The organism is Nitrospira sp. Nam80 (assembly GCF_965152575.1).
In genome coordinates, this window is the sequence record NZ_OZ224216.1 from 802,247 (window position 1) to 821,904 (window position 19,658).

20 protein-coding genes are annotated in these 19,658 nt (G+C 55.0%); 13 read left to right on the forward strand and 7 right to left on the reverse strand.

The genetic code is table 11. The features are described 5' to 3' along the window. Positions 1–68: 68 nt before the first annotated feature. From ACWGXE_RS03910 to ACWGXE_RS03945, 8 genes are all read left to right on the forward strand, one after another. Positions 69–323 (forward strand): hypothetical protein, encoded by a 255-nt coding sequence (locus tag ACWGXE_RS03910; RefSeq protein ID WP_447601482.1) that lies wholly within the window; start codon positions 69–71, stop codon positions 321–323. Continuing rightward, the gene (gene zapA, locus ACWGXE_RS03915; RefSeq protein ID WP_447601484.1) at positions 316–615 is read left to right on the forward strand and encodes a cell division protein ZapA; all 300 of its coding nucleotides are present in this window, start codon (positions 316–318) and stop codon (positions 613–615) included. Before ACWGXE_RS03910 ends, zapA begins: the two co-directional genes overlap by 8 nt. 538 nt (positions 616–1,153) lie before the next feature. After that, positions 1,154–2,731: a ribonuclease Y gene (gene rny / locus ACWGXE_RS03920; RefSeq protein ID WP_447601486.1), complete on the forward strand. Its 1,578-nt coding sequence runs from the start codon at positions 1,154–1,156 to the stop codon at positions 2,729–2,731. A 10-nt stretch (positions 2,732–2,741) separates the two neighbouring features. After that, positions 2,742–3,521, forward strand: coding sequence for a TIGR00282 family metallophosphoesterase (locus ACWGXE_RS03925; RefSeq protein WP_447601487.1), 780 nt, complete (start codon positions 2,742–2,744; stop codon positions 3,519–3,521). Positions 3,522–3,581: 60 nt separating this feature from the next. Then, positions 3,582–4,925 (forward strand): exodeoxyribonuclease VII large subunit, encoded by a 1,344-nt coding sequence (gene xseA, locus ACWGXE_RS03930; protein ID WP_447601488.1) that lies wholly within the window; start codon positions 3,582–3,584, stop codon positions 4,923–4,925. 76 nt (positions 4,926–5,001) lie between these two features. Then, positions 5,002–5,259 carry an exodeoxyribonuclease VII small subunit gene (xseB, locus tag ACWGXE_RS03935; RefSeq protein WP_447601490.1) on the forward strand — a complete coding sequence of 86 codons (258 nt, stop codon included), beginning with the start codon at positions 5,002–5,004 and terminating at the stop codon, positions 5,257–5,259. Positions 5,260–5,327: 68 nt separating this feature from the next. Next, positions 5,328–6,104 (forward strand): TlyA family RNA methyltransferase, encoded by a 777-nt coding sequence (locus ACWGXE_RS03940; protein ID WP_447601491.1) that lies wholly within the window; start codon positions 5,328–5,330, stop codon positions 6,102–6,104. Positions 6,105–6,197: 93 nt separating this feature from the next. Continuing rightward, positions 6,198–7,118: an NAD-dependent epimerase/dehydratase family protein gene (locus ACWGXE_RS03945; protein WP_447601493.1), complete on the forward strand. Its 921-nt coding sequence runs from the start codon at positions 6,198–6,200 to the stop codon at positions 7,116–7,118. 21 nt (positions 7,119–7,139) lie between these two features. On the opposite strand, the gene ACWGXE_RS03950 is transcribed toward ACWGXE_RS03945, so the two are convergent. Then, positions 7,140–7,460 (reverse strand): rhodanese-like domain-containing protein, encoded by a 321-nt coding sequence (locus ACWGXE_RS03950; RefSeq protein WP_447601494.1) that lies wholly within the window; start codon positions 7,458–7,460, stop codon positions 7,140–7,142. A 309-nt stretch (positions 7,461–7,769) separates the two neighbouring features. On the opposite strand from ACWGXE_RS03950, the gene cutA reads away from it, so the two are divergent. From cutA to ACWGXE_RS03965, 3 genes are all read left to right on the forward strand, one after another. Continuing rightward, positions 7,770–8,072 (forward strand): divalent-cation tolerance protein CutA, encoded by a 303-nt coding sequence (gene cutA, locus ACWGXE_RS03955; RefSeq protein ID WP_447601496.1) that lies wholly within the window; start codon positions 7,770–7,772, stop codon positions 8,070–8,072. Between the two features lie 128 nt (positions 8,073–8,200). Beyond that, positions 8,201–9,217 carry a M23 family metallopeptidase gene (locus ACWGXE_RS03960; RefSeq protein ID WP_447601498.1) on the forward strand — a complete coding sequence of 339 codons (1,017 nt, stop codon included), beginning with the start codon at positions 8,201–8,203 and terminating at the stop codon, positions 9,215–9,217. 134 nt (positions 9,218–9,351) lie between these two features. Then, positions 9,352–11,019, forward strand: a complete 1,668-nt coding sequence (locus ACWGXE_RS03965) for a formate--tetrahydrofolate ligase (protein ID WP_447601500.1) — start codon at positions 9,352–9,354, stop codon at positions 11,017–11,019. A gap of 3 nt (positions 11,020–11,022) precedes the next feature. Here ACWGXE_RS03965 and hflC read toward each other — a convergent pair whose 3' ends face one another. The 3 genes from hflC to arsS all read right to left on the reverse strand — a co-directional run bounded on the left by hflC (position 11,023) and on the right by arsS (position 14,102). Further along, positions 11,023–11,883, reverse strand: coding sequence for a protease modulator HflC (hflC, locus tag ACWGXE_RS03970; RefSeq protein WP_447601502.1), 861 nt, complete (start codon positions 11,881–11,883; stop codon positions 11,023–11,025). Beyond that, positions 11,880–12,914: an FtsH protease activity modulator HflK gene (gene hflK / locus ACWGXE_RS03975; protein WP_447601503.1), complete on the reverse strand. Its 1,035-nt coding sequence runs from the start codon at positions 12,912–12,914 to the stop codon at positions 11,880–11,882. The genes hflC and hflK overlap by 4 nt, the downstream gene beginning before the upstream one ends. A gap of 147 nt (positions 12,915–13,061) precedes the next feature. Then, positions 13,062–14,102 (reverse strand): arsenosugar biosynthesis radical SAM (seleno)protein ArsS, encoded by a 1,041-nt coding sequence (gene arsS / locus ACWGXE_RS03980; RefSeq protein WP_447601505.1) that lies wholly within the window; start codon positions 14,100–14,102, stop codon positions 13,062–13,064. A gap of 205 nt (positions 14,103–14,307) precedes the next feature. Here arsS and ACWGXE_RS03985 point away from each other — a divergent pair, with 205 nt between their 5' ends. After that, a complete protein-coding gene (locus ACWGXE_RS03985) occupies positions 14,308–15,597 on the forward strand; it encodes a PrsW family glutamic-type intramembrane protease (protein WP_447601507.1) in 1,290 nt (429 codons plus the stop codon). Between the two features lie 79 nt (positions 15,598–15,676). Here ACWGXE_RS03985 and ACWGXE_RS03990 read toward each other — a convergent pair whose 3' ends face one another. Further along, positions 15,677–16,063 carry a DUF2784 domain-containing protein gene (locus ACWGXE_RS03990; protein WP_447601509.1) on the reverse strand — a complete coding sequence of 129 codons (387 nt, stop codon included), beginning with the start codon at positions 16,061–16,063 and terminating at the stop codon, positions 15,677–15,679. Between the two features lie 10 nt (positions 16,064–16,073). Further along, the gene (locus tag ACWGXE_RS03995) at positions 16,074–16,772 is read right to left on the reverse strand and encodes a DUF488 domain-containing protein (protein WP_447601511.1); all 699 of its coding nucleotides are present in this window, start codon (positions 16,770–16,772) and stop codon (positions 16,074–16,076) included. A gap of 430 nt (positions 16,773–17,202) precedes the next feature. Between ACWGXE_RS03995 and ACWGXE_RS04000 the strand changes: the two genes are divergently transcribed. Beyond that, the gene (locus tag ACWGXE_RS04000; protein ID WP_447601513.1) at positions 17,203–18,600 is read left to right on the forward strand and encodes an amino acid permease; all 1,398 of its coding nucleotides are present in this window, start codon (positions 17,203–17,205) and stop codon (positions 18,598–18,600) included. Positions 18,601–18,659: 59 nt separating this feature from the next. Here ACWGXE_RS04000 and ACWGXE_RS04005 read toward each other — a convergent pair whose 3' ends face one another. Further along, entirely contained in the window at positions 18,660–19,658 is a 999-nt protein-coding gene (locus ACWGXE_RS04005; RefSeq protein ID WP_447601514.1) for a hypothetical protein, read from the reverse strand.

Here is a 19,658-nt window from a genome sequence, read left to right on the forward strand (position 1 = left end):
ATTGTGAACTTTCTATAGTGCCCGCCCATATAGGGTATTTTTTACTTTTGGATGATGAGGATGGCGCCATGACGATGGATCGGCTTGATGCGTTGGAAGTTCGAATCCGAGAGCTTGTCAAACTGGTACAGGATCTGAAACGGAAAAACACCGCCCTGGAAGAAGAACTTCGTCTTGCCCGGGAACGGCTGGTCTCGCAGGATGACAACAATCGGCGGTGGGAGCGCGAACGTATGGATATCCGGGCGCGTATCGAACGTGTATTGGGAGAAATCGAAGTACTCGAATGTCTGGACCCTTCCAAGGAGGTGGCTCTTGATTAAGACCATCGAGGTGGAGATTCACGGTCATCGGTTCGGTATTAATGGTGATGCCGATGATTCCTACGTGTACCAGCTTGCGGAAATAGTTGATAAACAAATGAAACATGTTGCGCAGGGCATGAAAACCGCCACGCCTCACAAGTTGGCCGTCCTTGCCGCGCTCAACCTCGCGCACCAGTTATTGGAGTGCGAAAAGAAGATGCAGCGTATCGAAACGGACATGGAGCGGCGGATGCTCTTGCTGATGGAGTCCATCGAAGAGCAAGTGCCTTCCGGGCCGCCGGCTCAATAGGTGGTCGCCTTGCAATCATGTAGCCCCTTTGCTATTGTGGGTCACCGGAAGATGAAGTGAACAGCGGATCGAAGAAAGGAACTTGGAATCGGTCAGGCGCTTGTACGAGCTCATGTACCCAATGAATATGGAATCGCTGGTCTGTCTTGCAGTTATCAGTGTCCTCGCTGGATGGGCGACAAAGCCGATAGCCCGTTTAATGCAGTGGAATGAAGGGTTAACGGACAATCTGGTGTCTATGATGAGGGATTTCCTGCTCAATGGGCCTCATGCCGGAGCACGTCCCTCATATGCGGCCGTTCGGTCTAGGCGGGGAAAATGTAACGATAGCGGCAGCTTGCCCGCAGGAGAACGGCAATCAGATAGACCTATTCAGTTCCGGCGATCCGACGGCGCTCCCTGGCTGACTGCCTAATCCGTAGGCGCGCTCAATCGTGCCTTCTTCGTTCCTCCCCTTTCGCTTCTGATTCCCTTTTTTGATCCGGTGAATCATTACCGCTCGGCCTGACCATTAGGTTCGGCATCGACTTTAAGGGAGGTGGGTCCCATTTCTCTCAGCATCTTTGCATACATTGTCACTGCGCTCCTAGGCGCCGGAATCGGCGTCGGAGTGTATGAGTTCTTGCGCCGAAACTCGGCCTTGGCACGGCGTACCGAAGCCGAAGAGCAAGCCCGCCATATTATCCAGGGCGCTCAACGCGAAGCCGAAACGGTGATGAAAGAAGCCAAACTGGAAGCCAAGGACTTGGTATTTCAATCCAAAACTGAGATTGAAAAAGAACAGAAGATGAAGTTGGCCGAATTGCTCAATATTGAAAAGCGCATCGCCCAGCGCGAAGAGAACTTCGAGAAAAAGCTGTTCGGGGTGGAGAAACGCGAAAGCGACCTTGCGAAGCGCGATCAAGAGTTGGCCAAGCGGGAAGACGGCCTGGGCCAAAAGGAAGCCCTATGCGTCGAGGCGTTGAAGCAGCACCGCGAGGCGTTGGAACGGGCGGCGAGCATGACTGCCGAGGAGGCCAAAAGGCAACTCATTGCTGAAATGGAGAGTCAGGCCCGTCTTGAAGCCGCGGGACTGGCCAAGCGGACGCTCGAAGAAGCCAAAGAGAATGCGGAGCGCGAAGCGCGTGAAATTATCGCCCGATCGATTCAGCGCGTGACACGCGATTATGTCAACGAAGCTACCATCTCCGTCGTCCCGATTCCCAATGATGCCATGAAGGGGCGAATTATCGGACGAGAAGGCAGGAATATCCGCGCGATCGAGGCCGCCACGGGCATTGATCTCATCATTGATGAAACGCCGGAAGCCGTCATTATCTCAGGGTTCGATCCGCTTCGCCGGGAGATCGCCAAGGTCTCGCTCGAACGCCTCATGCACGACGGGCGGATTCACCCTACTCGAATCGAAGAAATCGTGGAAAAGGTGAAGACGGACATCGAGAAGCTCATGATCGAAGAGGCGGAAAAAATCATCTTCGAACTGGGCCTGTCGGATTTCCATCCTGAATTGGTCAAGGTCCTGGGGCGTCTCAAATATCGGACCAGTTACGGTCAGAATAATCTGTACCATGCGCGGGAAGCCTCGTACATTTGCGGCATTATGGCGTCCGAACTTGGACTGGATGTCAAATTGGCGAGGCGCGGCGCGTTGCTGCACGATATCGGAAAGGCGGTCAGCCACGAAGAAGAGGGGCCGCATGCCATGCTGGGAGCGGAGATCGCTAAGAAATATGGAGAGGATCCGAAGGTCGTGAATGCCATTGCGGCGCACCACGAGCAGGTGGAGCCGATTTGCCCGGAAACGGTATTGGTTGCCTCAGCGGAAGCCTTGTCGGCGGCCCGGCCAGGGGCTCGGAGGGAAGCGCTGGAATCGTATGTCAAACGGCTTGAGAAGCTCGAGTCGTTGGCGACCGGCCAGAAGGGGGTCCAGAAGGCCTATGCCATCCAAGCCGGCCGCGAGATCCGCGTCATTGTCAAACAGGACGATCTCTCGGATCCCGAGTGCTTTCAGCTCTCACGGGATCTCGCCAAAAAAATCGAGCACGAATTGACCTATCCGGGACAAATTAAGGTAACGGTCATTCGAGAGAGTCGTTTCGTGGATTACGCGAAATAAGGAGGACGGCGTGAAGGTTCTCTTTATCGGCGATATCATGGGCGAGCCGGGACGCAAAGCCCTCGCTCGCCTCCTTCCCAAGCTGGTGGTACAGCGCCACATTGATGTCGTCATAGGGAATGGAGAAAATGTTGCGGGCGGATTCGGGATTACTCCCGATCTTGTCGATGAATTGTTTGACCTTGGCCTCTCCGTTATCACCACGGGCAATCATGCCTGGGATAAGAAGGAGATCGTCGACTTTTTCCCGCGTGAACCGCGGTTGCTTCGCCCGGCCAATTACCCGGAGGGCGTGCCGGGGAAAGGCGGTTACGTGCTGACCTGCCCGAACGGAGAGTCATTGGCCGTGTTGCACCTGATGGGACGTGCCTTCATGCCGACGATCGACTGTCCCTTTCAAGTTGCGAAACGAGAGCTGGAGCGGCTGAAGAGCCAAACGCCCGCGATTGTCGTCGATATGCATGCCGAAGCGACGTCCGAAAAGATGGCGATGGGGCATTTTTTGGACGGATCGGTCACGGCGGTCGTCGGCACTCATACTCATGTCCAGACCGCGGACGAGCAAATCTTGCCAAAAGGCACCGCCTATATCACGGATATTGGGATGACGGGCCCCCTGCACTCGGTTATCGGGATCAAGAAAGAACTCGCCATCGAAAAGTTTCTGACCGGGATGCCTCGTCGATTTGAGGTCGCATCAGGGCCGGTCGTATTTTGTGCCGTGCTTGTTGAGCTTGATGCCAGGCTGGGCAAAGCACTCTCAATCGAACGCATTCGCGTCGTTGACTGATCGCTCCTCCGTTTGACCGTTCAATCCTCACCGGTCTCCGATCTCATGGTTTGACGCCACATGGCCTCACGACGTATCTGGACCGTTTCTGATCTGACTAGCTTGATCCGGGAATCTCTGGAAGGGGATTTTCGCGATGTTTGGATTGAAGGAGAAGTATCGAATATCAGATGGCCCGGCTCGGGACATGTCTACTTCACCTTGAAAGACGAGCGGAGTCAAATCCGCATGGTGCTGTTCCGGGCCGGGGCTCAAAACCTCCGATTCGAACTTAAGGAAGGTCTTCATGTGCTGGTCCGAGGTCGCGTGTCCGTCTACGAGCCGCGGGGAGAGTATCAAGTGGTGGTCGAATATGCCGAGCCCCTCGGCATGGGGTCCTTGCAGTTGGCGTTTGAGCAGCTGAAAGAGCGGTTGGCCCGAGAAGGATTGTTTACTGAGAATCGAAAGCGTCCCCTTCCTCGCTTTCCGCGTGCCGTCGGCATTGTGACGTCCCCGGCCGGAGCGGCTGTCCGGGACATGGTGACCGTGCTACGCCGGCGATGGCCGGCCATCAATATTGTGCTTGCTCCCGCCCCGGTGCAAGGTGTCGGGGCCGCCGAGCGCATTGCCTCGGCAATCGGGGACTTGAGCGCCGCGGGCTTGGTCGATGTCATCATTGTGGGGCGGGGCGGAGGTTCTTGGGAGGATTTATGGTCTTTCAATGAAGAGATCGTGGTGCGCGCCATCGTCGCCTCGCGAGTTCCCATCGTGACCGGCGTGGGGCATGAGATCGACGTCACGCTGGCCGATTTTGCCGCCGATTATCGGGCGGCGACTCCTTCGGCTGCGGCGGAAGCGGTCGTGCCCGTATTTGATGAAGTGATGGAACGAGTCACCCAGTCGTCCGGACGGATAATCCGGTGCATGCGCACTCACTGCCTCTCGCAGCATCATCGGGTTGAGAACGGCCTCCGCCTGTTCGACGTCATGCGCCGGCGGCTGCAAGCCGAGGCTCAGCGGGTCGATGACGTGGTTGCCGGCGTGGTGGAGCATACGCGCCATCGTCTCGGATTTGCTCAACGCACCGTGCATGCGCTGCAGCACGACTTGCTTATAGCCGGTCCCGTGACTACGATGCGGGAATTTCGAATTCTGCTCCCTCAATTGGTCAATCGCCTGGGACGGGAAATGCGAACCCTGCTTTCGTGCAGGCGCCAAGGGCTTCATCGCCACATTATGGGGCTGGACGCCCTCGGTCCGCTGGCCATTCTGGCGCGCGGGTACAGCCTGGTTCATCGGCTTTCCGACGGTCGATTGGTCAGGGATGCGACGGATGTCGCCGAAGGAGATCTTGTCCGGGTGCGGCTCGCCGCGGGTCGGCTTTTGTGCGTGGTGCAACAATCGCTGCCTGATTCTTCACCTTGACCTCTCAAAGATCTCCGGCAATAATGTGTTCCTCTTCACATGTGCGTGAGTTTTCTTGTGATGAAACGGAGTCGCCGTGGCGGCCGTGAAATTTGAGCAAGCGATGGCCAGGCTCGAGGCCATTGTGACCGAATTGGAAAAGGGGGATCTTCCCCTCGATGATTCTCTGCGGATTTTTGAAGAGGGGATCCGACTATCCAAAACCTGTCTGAAAATGTTGGAAGATGCGGAGCGAAAGGTGGAAATTCTGGTTCAAGAGAAGGACGGTAGAAGGCGACTCCAGGCATTCTCGCTTACCGACCAAGATCCCGATGTTCCCTCGCCCAGCACATAATATCAATCATTCGGCCATCAAACTGATTGTTTATTACGGCTATTGTGATGCCTTCCCGGCTTCCCGCCATGCGCGATCGTCTTGATCGCTCTCTCGTTACCCGCGGACTGGTCTCCGGTCGAGACGAGGCCGGCCGGTTGATTCTTGCCGGCTTGGTCCGGGTCGATGGGTGTTTGGTCGACAAACCGGCTAAGCTCGTGCCTGTAGATTCCGATGTCCAGGTTCTGTCGCCCCCCTCACAGTATGTCAGCCGCGGCGGGGACAAATTAAGCCCGGCCCTCGATTATTTTGGAGTGAATGTTCGCGGGTGCATTACGTTCGATGTGGGATGTTCGACGGGAGGCTTCACCGATTGCCTTCTCCAACGCGGCGCCCAGCTCGTGTACGCCGTCGATGTCGGTTACGGTCAATTCGACTGGCGCCTGCGGCAGGATTCCCGCGTGGTTCTCCTGGAGCGCACGAATATTCGTTATCTCTCTCCTTCCGCCATAGCGAATCCTATTGAAGTGGCTGCCATCGATGTTTCATTTATTTCGTTGTCCATTGTGCTACCCTGCGTGATGCGCTTCCTCGCGACGCCTGCCACCGTGGTCGCGCTCGTCAAACCGCAATTTGAAGTCGGGAAGGGACGCGTGGGAAGGGGAGGCGTGGTGCGCGACGACGCCTTGCGGTTGGAAGTCAAAGAAAACATGATCGAATTAGCCCAAGACCTTGGATTGTCGGTGATCGGCAGTATGGATTCACCGATTCACGGTCGGAAAGGAAATCGCGAAATTTTGATGTGTTTCTATCGACCTGTGCCTGGTTCATCCTCTCGTTCAAGTCTGGCGGTCGCGCAAGGCTGAAAAATATTTGCAGCAGGGCTGAGAGGGTGTAGGCTTCAATTCCGATTCCGTGGAATGGGCTGTCGCTGGTTCGAATCGTAATCGAGGAAAATTATGAAGGTATTGGTAACTGGGGGTGCGGGATTCATCGGGTCTCATGTGGTCGATCGGTTGGTGCAGGAAGGCCACGATGTGACGGTCGTCGACAATCTGTGTTCCGGGAAGCGCAAGAACGTGCCGCGCGCGGCCCAGTTTTACAAGGTGGATATCGAAAGTTCGAGACTCGAACGTGTCTTTCGAAATGAGCGTCCTTCCATCGTGGTTCATCTCGCGGCGCAGATGAACGTGCGCAAATCGGTGGAGGATCCGCTTTTTGATGCGCGGGTCAACGTGCTGGGCACGCTCAATGTGCTCGAGCAGGCGGCAAAACATGGCGCGCGCAAGGTCATTTTTTCCTCATCCGGAGGGGCGATCTATGGGGAACAGGATGCCTTTCCCGCTACCGAATCTCACGCCACGCATCCGCTTTCGCCCTATGGAATCAGTAAATTATGCGGCGAGCATTATTTGTCCTATTACACCCGGATGAGCGGAATACAAGTGGTGAGCCTGCGATACGCGAATGTCTATGGTCCAAGACAGGATCCTGAAGGTGAAGCAGGGGTGGTCGCGATTTTCATACAGAAGCTGCTCAATCACGAGCAACCGGTCATTTACGGCAATGGGCGGCAGACACGCGACTTTGTATACGTTGAGGATGTGGTCGAAGCCAATCTCATTGCGATGGGGCAGGAAGCTCACGGTGTGTTCAATGTCGGCACAGGAATCGAAACCACAATCAATGATCTATTCTCTCTGGTTGTCGAATTGACGAAGTCGGACTGCAAAGAAGTGCATGGTCCGGCAAAAAAAGGCGAGCAGGCACGCAGCGTCATTGATGCGACGAAGTTAAGGCACGAACTGGGGTGGGAAGCGAAGGTGGATCTTCGGGAAGGACTCCGGCGAACAGTCGCCTATTTTCGCGAACGTTCTTAGCAGTCGTCTGATGTCGGTCGTTCAATAACGCGGTACGGAAGGGTCCACCTGCGCCGACCAGGCATCAATGCCGCCGATGAGGTTCTTCACGTTGGGGAAACCCTGTTGGAGAAGAAACCCCGTGGCGTCGGCGCTTCTCATACCATGATGGCAGTAAGCGATGATTTCAGTCTGCCGGTCCAGTTTGTCGAGTGCTTGCGGTAGCGTCCCGAGCGGAATCAGGATAGATCCTTCAAGTTTGGCCAACGCATATTCCCATTGCTCGCGAACGTCCACCAACACGAGTTTGTCGCCTTTATCGAGCCGCGTTTTTAATTCTTTTGGAGTGATGGTATAGCTCATGCCGGTACCCTCCATATTTCAAAGGGATCATAAGATAGGGTCAAAAGAGCTGTCAACTCGTGATCGGGCGGCCGGTTTACCGGCTGCCCTCGGCTGTGCGACTCTGACGGCCGCAGCCCTGAGACAAAATTTGTCGGTTTCTGTTCACGATTCGTACAGAGTTTCCATCTGAAATTCCGCTCGGAGTAGGAAGGTTCTCCTAAGAGGTTGGAAATCCGGAGCCATTGGGCCGTTGATCTTTGTGAGGGTATGGAATTTGCCTCCATCTAAACGCATGGGTGCCTGACCGTGACCGGAGAAAATCTTGTCGTGTTGGTCACGACCGCTTCTGTTGAAGAAGCCAAAACTATCGCGCAGATTGTTGTTGAAGAGAGATTGGCTGCATGCGCCTCCATTGTCGATCGTGTTCAATCAATCTTTAGGTGGGAAGAAGCGGTACAGTCTGAACAGGAGTCGTTGCTGATTATAAAGACGACTGCCGCGCGCTTCCCGGAACTTGAGGCACGCATTAAGGCGGTACACAGCTATTGCGTGCCGGAAATCATTGCTGTCCCGATCCAGATGGGCGCAGAGTCCTATTTGACTTGGTTGAACCGAGAAACGCAGAAGTAGAGGAATTTGTTCGAAAGGGAATTTTCAAGGGAAGGGTTGACCTACTAAGGAGAGATCAGTAAACTGCCTCCACATAGACGAATGTGATCATCCTTCCTGTATCGTGAGGGGGGAAGGGAGTTGCCATCATGAGCCAGCCAGCAAACGAAACAAGCGACGCTTATACAGTAGTCGTCTTCAGAGGGTCCTCCTCTAAACCTCTGCGCTTCAGCTTTCCGAGGAAGTTTATTAGAAAACTACTGATTCTCGTTGCTGCGTTTGTCGTCGCCGATTTACTTGTTGTTTCCCATTATGTGATACGGACCGGAGAAGTATGGCAATTGTCGGCGTTTCGAGCGGAAGCCATGAGCGCACGCGAGCAGACGGCAGCATTCTCTTCCGCCATCGATGATCTTAAAAGGCGGATCTCCGCCATGAATGAAGTCAACCAGCGGTTGCGGGTCATGCTGGGCATCGAACCCTCGAAGCAGCCCGGCGACTTATCCAATGGACGTGGAGGCGAGGAGACGCCTTTGCCCGATGGAAAAGGCACCATCGGTTCGACGCCTGCCGGTACCGGTTCGGACAACCGCCAGTCATCTGTGGACATGAACGATGCCGTACGTGCAGACAGTAATATTACCGCTGAGAATGCGGAAATAATCGCTCAGCAAGTTCGTGAAGAGATTCAATCACTTGCAGTAGCGGCCTCAAATCAGGAACAGTCGCTTGAAGAGTTGAGCCAGGCTGCTGAGCAGCGTTCCACCCAGTGGTCTTCCACGCCGTCCATTTGGCCTGTACGGGGTTGGGTGACGTCCGGCTTCGGTCCTCGGGTATCCCCATTCACAGAGAAGCCGGCTTGGCATGATGGTCTCGATATCGGAGCTTCTCCCAACGCTCCGGTTCAGGCTCCGGCTCAGGGCCGTATCATTTCGGTCGGCTTCGATCCCAAAATGGGAAACAATGTCAAGATTGACCACGGTTATGGGATCGAAACGGTCTACGGGCACCTTGCGAAAGCCTTGGTCAAGGAAGGCCAGCGTGTCAAGCGGGGCGATGTGGTGGCCTTGGTCGGGACGACCGGTTTATCGACCGGCCCTCATCTGCACTATATGGTAAAAAAGAACGGTCAAGCACTCGATCCCACTAGGTTTATTCTCGACTGATCAGTCGATTTCTCTTCGATAGCATCTCCCGCGCATCCCCGGTTCTTGTCCCGCCTTCAGCTCTGTCGCTCATCAGTAATGGATCAAACTCTCCGGCGGTCGAATTGCAGAATTGTTGAAGGAAGGACTTGGACATGTCTCCCTCCCGGGCTCCCCGCCACATTTTTGAAGTTGGACAGGCGCTGGGCATCCACTCTGATGACCTCATGCCGTTTGGCCGGTACAAGGCCAAAGTGGGCCTCGATGTGCTGGAGCGGCTTCAAGCTCGACCCAGCGGCCGATACATTCTTGTCAGCGCAATCAATCCCACCCCTTTAGGGGAAGGGAAAACGACCACGGCGATAGGTCTGGGCATGGGGCTCAGTCGCCTGGGACACCGCGCTATTGTCACATTGCGACAACCGTCGCTTGGCCCGGTATTCGGCATTAAGGGAGGGGGAGCGGGGGGCGGAAAAGCTCAGGTGTACCCGATGGAAGACATCAATCTCCATTTGACGGGTGACGCCCATGCGGTTGCTTCGAGCCATAACTTATTGTCGGCTTTCATAGACAATCATATCTTTCACGGCAACTCTCTAGCGCTGGACCCGCAACGGATCACCTGGCCTCGTGTGACCGGCATCAGTGATCGCGCGTTACGCGAGATTATCCTGAAAAATGGAGCCGCCGAAAAGACCGGCCGCTTTGTCATTACCGAGGCATCCGAAGTCATGGCGATATTGGCCTTGGCTCGCAATGCAGAAGATTTGCGCCGCCGCCTCGGACACATCGTCATCGGCCTCACATCTGACGGGAGACCGGTCAAGGCGGACGAGTTGGGCTGTGTCGGGTCCATGACCGTGTTGCTGAAGGAGGCTTTACTGCCGAACTTGGTTCAGACTCTCGAAGGGACGCCGGCATTCGTGCACACGGGACCGTTCGGCAATATTGCGCACGGCAATTGTTCGATCGTATCCGATGCGATTGCGTTGCGTTGCGCCGACTACGTCATCACGGAAGCCGGATTCGGGAGCGACTTGGGCGCCGAGAAATTCTTCAATATCAAATGCCGGCTGTCCGGTTTCCGCCCGTCCGCCGCCGTGGTGGTGGCGACACTCAGGGCGCTGAAGCTGCACGGAGGCGGAGGGCCTGCCAAATCGGGTGCGCCGTTACCCGAGACCTTGACCGGTCCCAACGAAGAGGCGCTCGCCAAGGGGTTTGCCAATCTCGAACAGCATATTGCGAACCTCCGCGCCTACGGGATTCCTGTCGTGGTGGCGGTGAATGCCTTTACGAGCGACTCGACCGCGGAACTGGAATGGGTCCGCGAACAATCCTGTAAAGCCGGAGCGTTTGATGCCGCGATAGCGACCCATTGGGCCGACGGAGGAAAGGGAGCGGAGCAACTGGCGGACGCCGTCCTTAGGGCCGCGAGGCATGGCAGCACCTTCACATATTTATATGATCCCGAGTGGCCTATCCGAAAGAAGATCGAGACCATCGCGATGAGGATGTACGGGGCGGCCGGAGTGTCGTTTGAGCCGGACGCCGAGCAACAAATGGAAACCGCCGGTCGCTTGGGTTATGGAAATCTCCCGATTTGCATGGCGAAGACCCCCCTTTCTTTGTCGCATGATCCCGCCCTGAAAGGGCGGCCTTCCGGATTTATCCTTCCGATTAAGGAGCTTCGTATCTTGGCAGGGGCCGGTTTCCTGACGGCGGTGTGTTCCGGGATGCAATTGCTGCCGGGCCTTCCGAAAAAACCCGCGGGGGAGCGAATCGATCTGAACGTCGAGAGCGGCGAAATCACCGGCTTGGCGTAGCGGCTACCGCTGTTTCAAGAACCGGAAGAATTCCGAGTCGGGGTTCATGATGAGAGTGGATTTGTCCCGAAACGTTTTCTTGTAGGCTTCCATTGAACGGGTAAATTCGAAGAAGCGCGGATCTTGACGATACGCGTCCGCATAGATCTTGAACGCTTTGGCATCTCCGCCCCCGCGTAGCTCTTCAGATTCCTTGTAGGCCTCCGCCAGGATAATCTCCCGGTCCTTCTCGGCGTCCGATCTGATTTTTTGAGCCTCTTCGGCCCCTTCCGCTCGGTATTGCTTCGCTTGCCGTTCGCGCTCGGCCTGCATGCGGGCGAAGACGGCCTTCTCATTCTGCTCCGGCAAGTCGGCCCGCTTGATGCGGACGTCCAAGATCTCGATGCCGTACCCTGAGGCCTTTTCATTGGCTCGCTGGGTGACCACTTTCATCAGTTCGGCCCGGGCCGTCGAGACGATTTCCGCCAATTCATGCCGTCCCAATTCGACGCGCAGCTCGCTATAGATGATGTCATGCAGGCGTTGTAAGGCTCCCCGCTGAGTCTGGAAGGCTTGATAGACCTTCAGCGGGTCGGTAATCCGCCATTTGGCGAAATTGTCCAAGAGCAAGGTCTTCTTATCCTGGGTGATGACGTCTTGCGCGTCTGATTCGTAGTCCAAGAGACGTTTGTCGAAGTAGGTGACCTCTTCGATGAAGGGTACCTTCATGTACAGGCCGGCTTCCGTCACATTGCGAACGGGCTTGCCGAGTTGGACGACGATGGCCGTTTGCGTCACATCCAAAATAAAGAACGGCGATGCCCCCAAGACGACCAAGCCGATGAGCACGGCCAGCACGCCGATGATGATTCCTTGCTTGCTCATTGAGTTCGCTCCGCAGCGGCGGATGAAGGCGCGGGTTTGGTCAACCGTTCGAGAGGGAGATACGGTACGACGCGGTCGCCGGCTTTCCCGTCCAGGATAATCTTGTCGACGTTCGGGAGGATCTCTTCCATCGTCTCGATATAGATTCGTTTGCTGATGATGTCCTTGGCCTGATTGTATTCCTTCAGCGTGGCCAAGAAACGGTTGGCTTCGCCTTGCGCGCGGTTGACTCGTGCCTGTGCATAGCCTTTCGCCTGGTTGACGACCTGCGCCGCTTCGCCTTTGGCCCTCGGGATGATGTCGTTCCGATATCCCTGCGATTGATTGATCAACTTTTCCCGGTCTTCCTTGGCATTCGTCACATCCTTGAATGCGGCGGCGACCGCTTCAGGCGGGTCGACGTCTTGCAACTGGATCGCGGCGACTTGTACGCCGGTTGCGTATTGATCCAGGATCGCTTGCAACAGCTCCTGGGTATCCTGCTGGATAATCGCTTTCCCGGTCGTGAGGGCCTCGTCGATCTTGCTCTTACCGATGACTTCCCGCATCGCGGCTTCGGCGGCCTTCACGATTGTTTCGTCGATATAGGCGACGTTGAACAAATATTCGCTCGAGTTCTTGATCTTGTACTGCACGATGAACTCGATGGCCAGGATGTTCATGTCACCGGTCAGCATCAGGGCTTCCTGCGGAATCATCTGCTGGCGGCCCTGGCGATCCTTTCTGAAACCCACTTCGACGCGGTGCAACTTGGCCACTTTCGGCTGGAGCACGCTTTCCAGAAGCGGAATCTTGAGATGAGGACCGGGAGAAACGGTGCGGACGGGAACACCGAAGCGCTTGACGACGCCTTCTTCATCCGGCGCGACAATGAACGCGCTCTGCCAAATCAAGAAGATGACCGCGACAACCAGAATGATGTTCTTGAGACCTCCGGAGGGAAGCAGTTCACGCAGCTGTCCCTGTGCCTGCTTGAAGGCGTCATCAAGCTTGTCGCCTTTGCTCCAAGGATCTTTCGGGTCCCAGACCATAACAAGTATGTCCCTGAACGTTAAGTAAGGCCCCCAACCATAACAAAGTGAGGTGTCGCGAGCAATAAAGAAAGAGACGAGCCGGCGCGACACGTAGGCGCCCGTTCAATACAACGGAACGAGTGTCGCAGCGAAGCGGGGAACCGGTCAGGGAGTCACGGCGCCGCCGCACGAAGAGCCGGACCCCGCGGTGCACCCGTAGCAATGATTGCCGGTGACGATGCGCCTGGTTTGCAGCCGGGTCAGGTCGAAGTCACGGAGGTGAGAAGGAGCGCCATGTTTCAGCGAAAGATCGAGCATCTGGTTAAAGTCACAATCATACAAGGTACCGTCCCAACCGACGGATAGCGTATGCCGGCACATGACACCGGCGGCGGCAGAGGGGTTGAACGCGTTGGCAAGCCGTTCCATGTAGGCTGCGTAATTACCGCTGTCGAGCAGGAATTCCAGAAAGCGGCTGATGGGCATATTGGTGATGGTGTAGAGCCGGTTGAAGCTCACCTGATAGCGACCGGCGAGTTCCCGGCGAAAATGCGCTTCAATGCTCTCTTGCTTCGGCGGCAGAAACGCCCCGACGGGATTGTACACTAAATTTAACGTGAGTCCGCTGCCGTCCCGTCCATAACCCAGATCATTCAACAGCCGTAACGCCTGGATGGATTTATCGAACACACCCTCTCCTCGTTGTGCGTCTGTTTGACCGGCCCGATAGTAAGGCAGGGAGGCCACGATCTCTACTTCATGACGGGCTAGAAAATCGGCCAAGTCCGATTGTGATGGCAACAGGAGGACGGACAAATTGCATCGGTCCATCACACGGCGTCCGAGGGCACGCGCCTGTTCGATGAGCCGGCGAAAATTGGGGTTCAATTCCGGGGCGCCACCGGTAATATCCACGGTGGGAATATCGGTTTTCGCCAGGACGTTCAAGCACAGCTCAGCTGTTTCCCGCGACATGACCTCGCGGCGGTCGGGCCCGGCGTCCACATGACAATGCCGGCAGGTCTGATTGCAGAGCTTGCCAACGTTGATTTGTAAAACGCTGATCCCCGTTGCCCGCAGGGGATACAGGCCGGCCTTTTCAAGACGGGACTCAAACGATGGACAGCCGGCCGGTTTGCCGAGTATACGCAGCTGCTCGCTCGCCGAGGCCAAGGGATTCTGTCGTCCCAGAAGCGTCAGAGGCATGATGAGTGGGTCCTCATGATGACTGTGGATAAAGGTCCTATCGCAAGGCTCTTCACTTTCCTTATACCATTCCCTGACAGAATGCTTCTTTCCCACCGATCCCCTTGACAGCAATGTGTCAAAAATAAACACCTAGCAGCCGCGACCGGTGTTATGCAATTGTCTTCCTCATCGGGGGGTGACAATGGATATTCCTTCCTCCTCTGTGACACCAATCATCCTGCATTGTATCTCAGGCCCAGATCTGGGAAAACGCCTGGCTGTCCGCGAAGACGACCTGACATTAGGCCGTTCACCGCTGTGCAATCTCCTGAGCGACGATCATGACGTCGGCGAATGCCACGTCACCTTCAATGTGAAAGAGAACAGGCCGACATGCAGGGCCATGGGAGAGGCCACGTTTCTGGTGGACGGCCATCGGGTGCGCGAGGCGGCATTGTCTCATGGACAACAAATTAGAATCGGCCGATCATTGTGGGAGGTCGGGTTTGGCGCGCCGGATACAGGATTGGATGGATGGATCGATCACATCAACACGAAGATCAGCGATGTCGCGGGGGTCGAACGTCTTGAAGGCTTTAGCGCCCGCGAGATGTTTTCCCAGGTTCTTAAATCACGCAAGGATGATGATGTTGAGGAATACTTCACGGTCGGCACCGCCTCGACGACCCCGCCTTTGTCGGCAGTCGAGACTAGCTGGCCGAAGCCATGGGCGTTCTTCAAAACCTTCACGCTGGCCGTCGGGGTGTACCTCTGTTTTGTCCTGGCGGTAGAGCAATTTCGGAATCCGAAGCTGGTGCCGGGATTGATTATTACCGGCGCCTTTCTCATTCCGATGTCCTTGCTGATCTTCTTCTTTGAGATGAATGTGGTACGCAATGTCTCTCTCTATCAAGTCGTGAAATTGGTTCTCCTCGGCGGCATCCTTTCACTTCTACTCTCGCTTTTTCTGTTCGAATGGACTTCGTTAGGGACCTGGCTGGGCGCCATGAGCGCCGGCATCATCGAAGAGATCGGGAAAACAGCCGCACTCTTTTTGGTCGTGTATAAGAAGAAATATCGGTGGACCTTGAACGGCTTGCTATTTGGAGCCGCGGTCGGAACCGGGTTCTCAGCCTTTGAATCGGCCGGCTATGCCTTGGTGCAAGGATTGAGCTACGGGCAGGAGGCGATGCTGGAGATCATCAGCCTCCGCGGGCTTCTCAGTATGCTGGGGTTGCATGTGATTTGGACGTCAATGGTCGGGGCGGCCTTGTGGCGCGTGCGCGGCGATCGCGACTTCAGTCTCGACATGCTGAAAGATCCGCGATTTCTCCGCATTCTCGGCCTGGCAATGGCCCTGCATATGGTCTGGAACGCGCCCTTTGATCTGCCGCTGCACTTCAAGCACATCGTGCTGGGCTTTATCGCCTGGACCGTGAATCTAAGCTTGGTTCAGGCCGGTCTGAAGGAGGTCCGCCGCGCCCAGCAGGAGCTGCGCGCGGCTGCATCGTAGCTTCGCTTCGTGACGATACGTGAGACATTTGCCACGATGCGAAACGGCTTTCCTGCCGCGCCCTTCTCTACATTGTTCTTCAGGCCGAAAACCGGCTTCGTGTTCTCTGTCGCCAATTGGCAAGCACCCACGCATACATGGCGACGTTGGCGACAACCACCAGCAGGCCTAGCACGATCTGCCCGTTCCGAGTCAGTCCTTCCGGATAGAGAATCGGCAGCAGATAATGCGCGATGAAGTCCCCCTCATAGCCTTCCCCGGCGCTTTGGAGCAGAAAGTGATTTTCGAGCGGCGTCAAGGGACAGGTCCAACCCAGAAACTCGATCATCGCTCCCCATAGTGCAGCAGGGATATGCAGCCACGCGACCGCTGGCCATTTCAGGACCAGCAATCCTCCGCCGGTGACGAACAGGACGAAGGCAAGATGGATCAGCATGACCAGGTCGGCGAGAGGGCCGTACAACATACTCACCGAGTTAGAACAATGATGATTGGCCGGTCGCTGACGGGTATAGCAGTTTGTCGCCTGAGACTGTCGCAAAGGACGTCAACGTGTGGGTGTCAGTGCGGTTTGCAGAGATGATGTGAAGCACGCGCCATCCTCTCGTTACCAGCGCATCCGCAATCAAATTCCGATGACAACGCCAAGGCACCGCCTCAGCGCACATGATAACCATGGGGGATGGGCGCATCTCGGTGCGCCCAGGGCGGGTGGGTGAGATTGTGGATGGGCGCATCTCGGTGCGCCCAGGGCAGGTGGGTGAGATTGTGGATGGGCGCGTCTCGGTGCGCCCGGGGCGGGTGGGTAAGATTGTGGATGGGCGCGTCTCGGCACTTGCCATTAATTCTTCCAGCGCTTCCCAGAACTCATCCGTTTCCATGTAATCCGCGTAGCCCCGAAATCCGGCGTTGCGCCATCCGATGTTCGGCGAGTCTCGTCTAGCTGGACGGCGGCCTCCGAGCGCAGGCATGTGATGATATTGAATGCCTGCATCTTTCAGGGATTGCGCCAGCAAAGTGCCGTTAAAGTGCGGATAGCGCCGTGAGGCAGGGAACCGGCGGACATCGACCAGCGATCGAATGCCGGGTTCCTTCAGCAGATCGATGAATTCCTCGATGGAGCGAGTGGAATGGCCGATAGTCCAGATCGTCAGCGGGACACTTGCTTTATCCATCGATCTTGTACTGGCCATAACTTAAGAGAAGATGACAGATAGTGACTGGCGGAATTAGTTTTCTCAAACGCGCCGGATAGTGTCTCTTGTAAATACCAATATTATCCGAACAGATACTACTTCCATGCTGGTGTGAAATAGGATGGCCGCCCATACGGAGTTGTTCACACAGAGGTCTATGGAATTCAGTAATTTACATTGGCTTCCAAGGGCTTTTTGGGTTTGCCTAAGTCTGGTATCAAGATTGCTTATCTTGTTGCTCTAGAGACACATGCCAATTAGACCACGATTGATAGTACTCAATCTTAGAACTTGGATCAAACCTGTGAATGGGCCTCGACTCTTCCTAACCAAACTACTCCGTACAGCACCGCTCGGTCAGTTACAGCAGGATGCGCAATCATCCAAGTTAAAACGAGCATTGGGCCGAATGGATGTGATGGCGTTAGGCATAGGGGGCATAATAGGAAGCGCGATTTTTACATTAGTCGGTTCCGTCATTGCAGTGGGGAAGAATGGGCAAGGGGCAGGTCCATCAGTCGCCCTCGCTTTCCTACTCACCGCAATTGCCTGTGGGTTTTGTGCATTGTGCTATGCAGAATTTGCTTCTCGTATCCCCGTTGCTGGAAGCGCATATACGTATGCCTATGCTACGCTGGGCGAATTGATAGCATGGATCATCGGATGGGACTTGTTGCTTGAATATGCCATCAGCAATTCAGTAGTGGCCATGAGTTGGTCCTCACATATCTATGTCCTCTTCACTGATTTTGGAATTCACATTCCTGAATGGGCCGCAGTCAACTACCATACGGCGATAGAAAGTGAAACGGAATTGGCGCAGCTCGCGTTGAAAAACCACCCGAGTATTTTAGGCCTTCCTGTTATATTCGATTTCCTAGGCCTGTTTATCGTTATGAGCATAACGTTGTTGCTTTTAATCGGTGTAGAGGAATCGGTTGCGACGAACAAGTGGATCGTGAGCCTGAAGCTCATGACATTAGTCATATTTATCGTGATAGGGTTGGTATATGTGAACCCGGAAAATTGGAGTGTGTTTATGCCCAATGGTCCGGGCGCCACCTGGTATGCGGCTAGCAATCTGTTTTTTGCGTACATCGGCTTTGACGCGGTTTCGACAGCCGCTGAGGAGTGCAAGAATCCACGCCGGGATTTGATAGTAGGTATACTTGGCTCCCTTGGAATTTGTATGCTGCTCTATATTTGTGTCGTGGCTGTCCTCACAGGAATAGTGTGGTGGGAAGATGTAAAGATAGAGCGGCCCTTGGTCGAGGCGCTTCGTTCGGTCGGTTCTCGCGCGGCTGGTATTGTGGCGATAGGGGCAGTTTTAGCCACGACGACGACCTTGCTCGTATTTCAGTATGGCCAGACACGTATTTTCTTTCGCATGTCTCAAGACGGGCTGCTGCCGCCCATATTTGGGAAGGTTCATACAAAATATCGGACGCCGTACGTTGCGACTTTCTTTTCTGGGATTCTGGTCGCCCTGGTGAGCGCGATATACACCAAGAAAGAGATTGTAGATCTTACAGTAATCGGTACCTTAGTCGCCTTCATCTTAGTCTGTGGCGGAATCATGGTGCTACGCTGGAGGTTCCCGAATGGCACCGCGTCGTTCAGGACGCCGTTCGTCCCGTTGGTCCCCTTACTTGGCATCGCTTCATGCCTTGCCCTGATGTGGAGTTTAAGCCCGGACGCTTGGGTACGCTTTCGTAACTGGTTCTTGCTGGGATTAGTGATCTATTTCGTGTACGGTTTCAGGCGCAGCCGGCTTAATTTGCCTTCGCAGCCCGGTGCCGACTATTAGGCGGGGATTACCATTAGCCAGAGAACTCTTCAACACATGGTGCTGAGAAGAAATCGTAATTAGCGTGTAGCGGCGGCGCCGGTCGTGCGGTACCAGTCTAACGTCGGCGGTTTGAAGGAAGTAGCAAGACCAGTAAGATATGGAAGGATTCTAATCACAGGGGCGGCAAGTTCGAAGATCTCCTCATTATTCTGTAAATCAATCGGACCATTGACTCGCTCGCAAGCCGATATGGCTTGATCGAATCCTATACATGGCATTAACTGATGGGAAATCTCCAAAAATGCCAATAATTCTTTTCGTTCCGGCACGGGAAGCCCGGTCTGAGTGGGACGCTGTTCGCCACGGATGGTGACCACGGCAATTTCCGAGTAAAGATACGCCAGCCGACCCAAATGCCCGGGTCCCAGTTCTTCCAGTCGGCTCACTCCCGAGAACTCTGCCACATCCGTACTCAAATGGGCTTCTTGAGCGAACAGTGGAATTGGTGCGAAAGCAGCATGCGCTGATTCGTGCCCAATATCTGAATCAAAGTCCCATTCACGTCCTTCTTTTCTAGCAGTAGCCAACCAAATCTTCAGGCCATCATCATCCTCGAATTTCCACGCGACGCCGTGGTTCCTGACTGCTGAGCATGGAATTACACCATGAGTAACCATTCCGAAGTCTTCACTTAAGGCTCCCAGCCCGCCGCTTTTTGAATAATAAATCGCCCATGGTTGTGCATAGCAACGAGCTCTTAAAAAATACTCCATCTGCTCAAATGTGAATAAGCCCAGTTTGAGCAACTTGTCGCGACGGATGGTTCTGCGACGAATTTCCTGGAGAAGAAATTCAGTTGTCGTTGAGAGAAACTTCATTATTGCTGTGTCATCTACCTCTGGGTCCGAAAACAAGGTAATAGAAGCCGGCAAGTATTGAGTTACTGCACTAGGCAGCTCAGTAGCGAAATAAGTTTCAAGATGAGCGTACATCCGAACAAGCTTTGCGTTCCAAGGCAATAAAGTGTCCTTGGAAACTAGCGGCTTCTCCATGGATATATTACGTTGCCAAGCCAT

What these genes read in the sequence shown, in the direction of transcription:
- ACWGXE_RS04005 (WP_447601514.1), bottom strand. Translation starts at nt 19,658, where the DNA reads ATGGCTTGGCAACGTAATATATCCATGGAGAAGCCGCTAGTTTCCAAG.
- ACWGXE_RS03940 (WP_447601491.1), top strand. Translation starts at nt 5,328, where the DNA reads ATGCGCGATCGTCTTGATCGCTCTCTCGTTACCCGCGGACTGGTCTCC.
- ACWGXE_RS03950 (WP_447601494.1), bottom strand. Translation starts at nt 7,460, where the DNA reads ATGAGCTATACCATCACTCCAAAAGAATTAAAAACGCGGCTCGATAAA.
- hflC (WP_447601502.1), bottom strand. Translation starts at nt 11,883, where the DNA reads ATGAGCAAGCAAGGAATCATCATCGGCGTGCTGGCCGTGCTCATCGGC.
- xseA (WP_447601488.1), top strand. Translation starts at nt 3,582, where the DNA reads ATGGCCTCACGACGTATCTGGACCGTTTCTGATCTGACTAGCTTGATC.
- ACWGXE_RS03990 (WP_447601509.1), bottom strand. Translation starts at nt 16,063, where the DNA reads ATGTTGTACGGCCCTCTCGCCGACCTGGTCATGCTGATCCATCTTGCC.
- ACWGXE_RS03960 (WP_447601498.1), top strand. Translation starts at nt 8,201, where the DNA reads ATGAGCCAGCCAGCAAACGAAACAAGCGACGCTTATACAGTAGTCGTC.
- hflK (WP_447601503.1), bottom strand. Translation starts at nt 12,914, where the DNA reads ATGGTCTGGGACCCGAAAGATCCTTGGAGCAAAGGCGACAAGCTTGAT.
- ACWGXE_RS03995 (WP_447601511.1), bottom strand. Translation starts at nt 16,772, where the DNA reads ATGGATAAAGCAAGTGTCCCGCTGACGATCTGGACTATCGGCCATTCC.
- ACWGXE_RS03965 (WP_447601500.1), top strand. Translation starts at nt 9,352, where the DNA reads ATGTCTCCCTCCCGGGCTCCCCGCCACATTTTTGAAGTTGGACAGGCG.
- ACWGXE_RS03910 (WP_447601482.1), top strand. Translation starts at nt 69, where the DNA reads ATGACGATGGATCGGCTTGATGCGTTGGAAGTTCGAATCCGAGAGCTT.
- ACWGXE_RS03945 (WP_447601493.1), top strand. Translation starts at nt 6,198, where the DNA reads ATGAAGGTATTGGTAACTGGGGGTGCGGGATTCATCGGGTCTCATGTG.
- arsS (WP_447601505.1), bottom strand. Translation starts at nt 14,102, where the DNA reads ATGCCTCTGACGCTTCTGGGACGACAGAATCCCTTGGCCTCGGCGAGC.
- ACWGXE_RS04000 (WP_447601513.1), top strand. Translation starts at nt 17,203, where the DNA reads ATGGATGTGATGGCGTTAGGCATAGGGGGCATAATAGGAAGCGCGATT.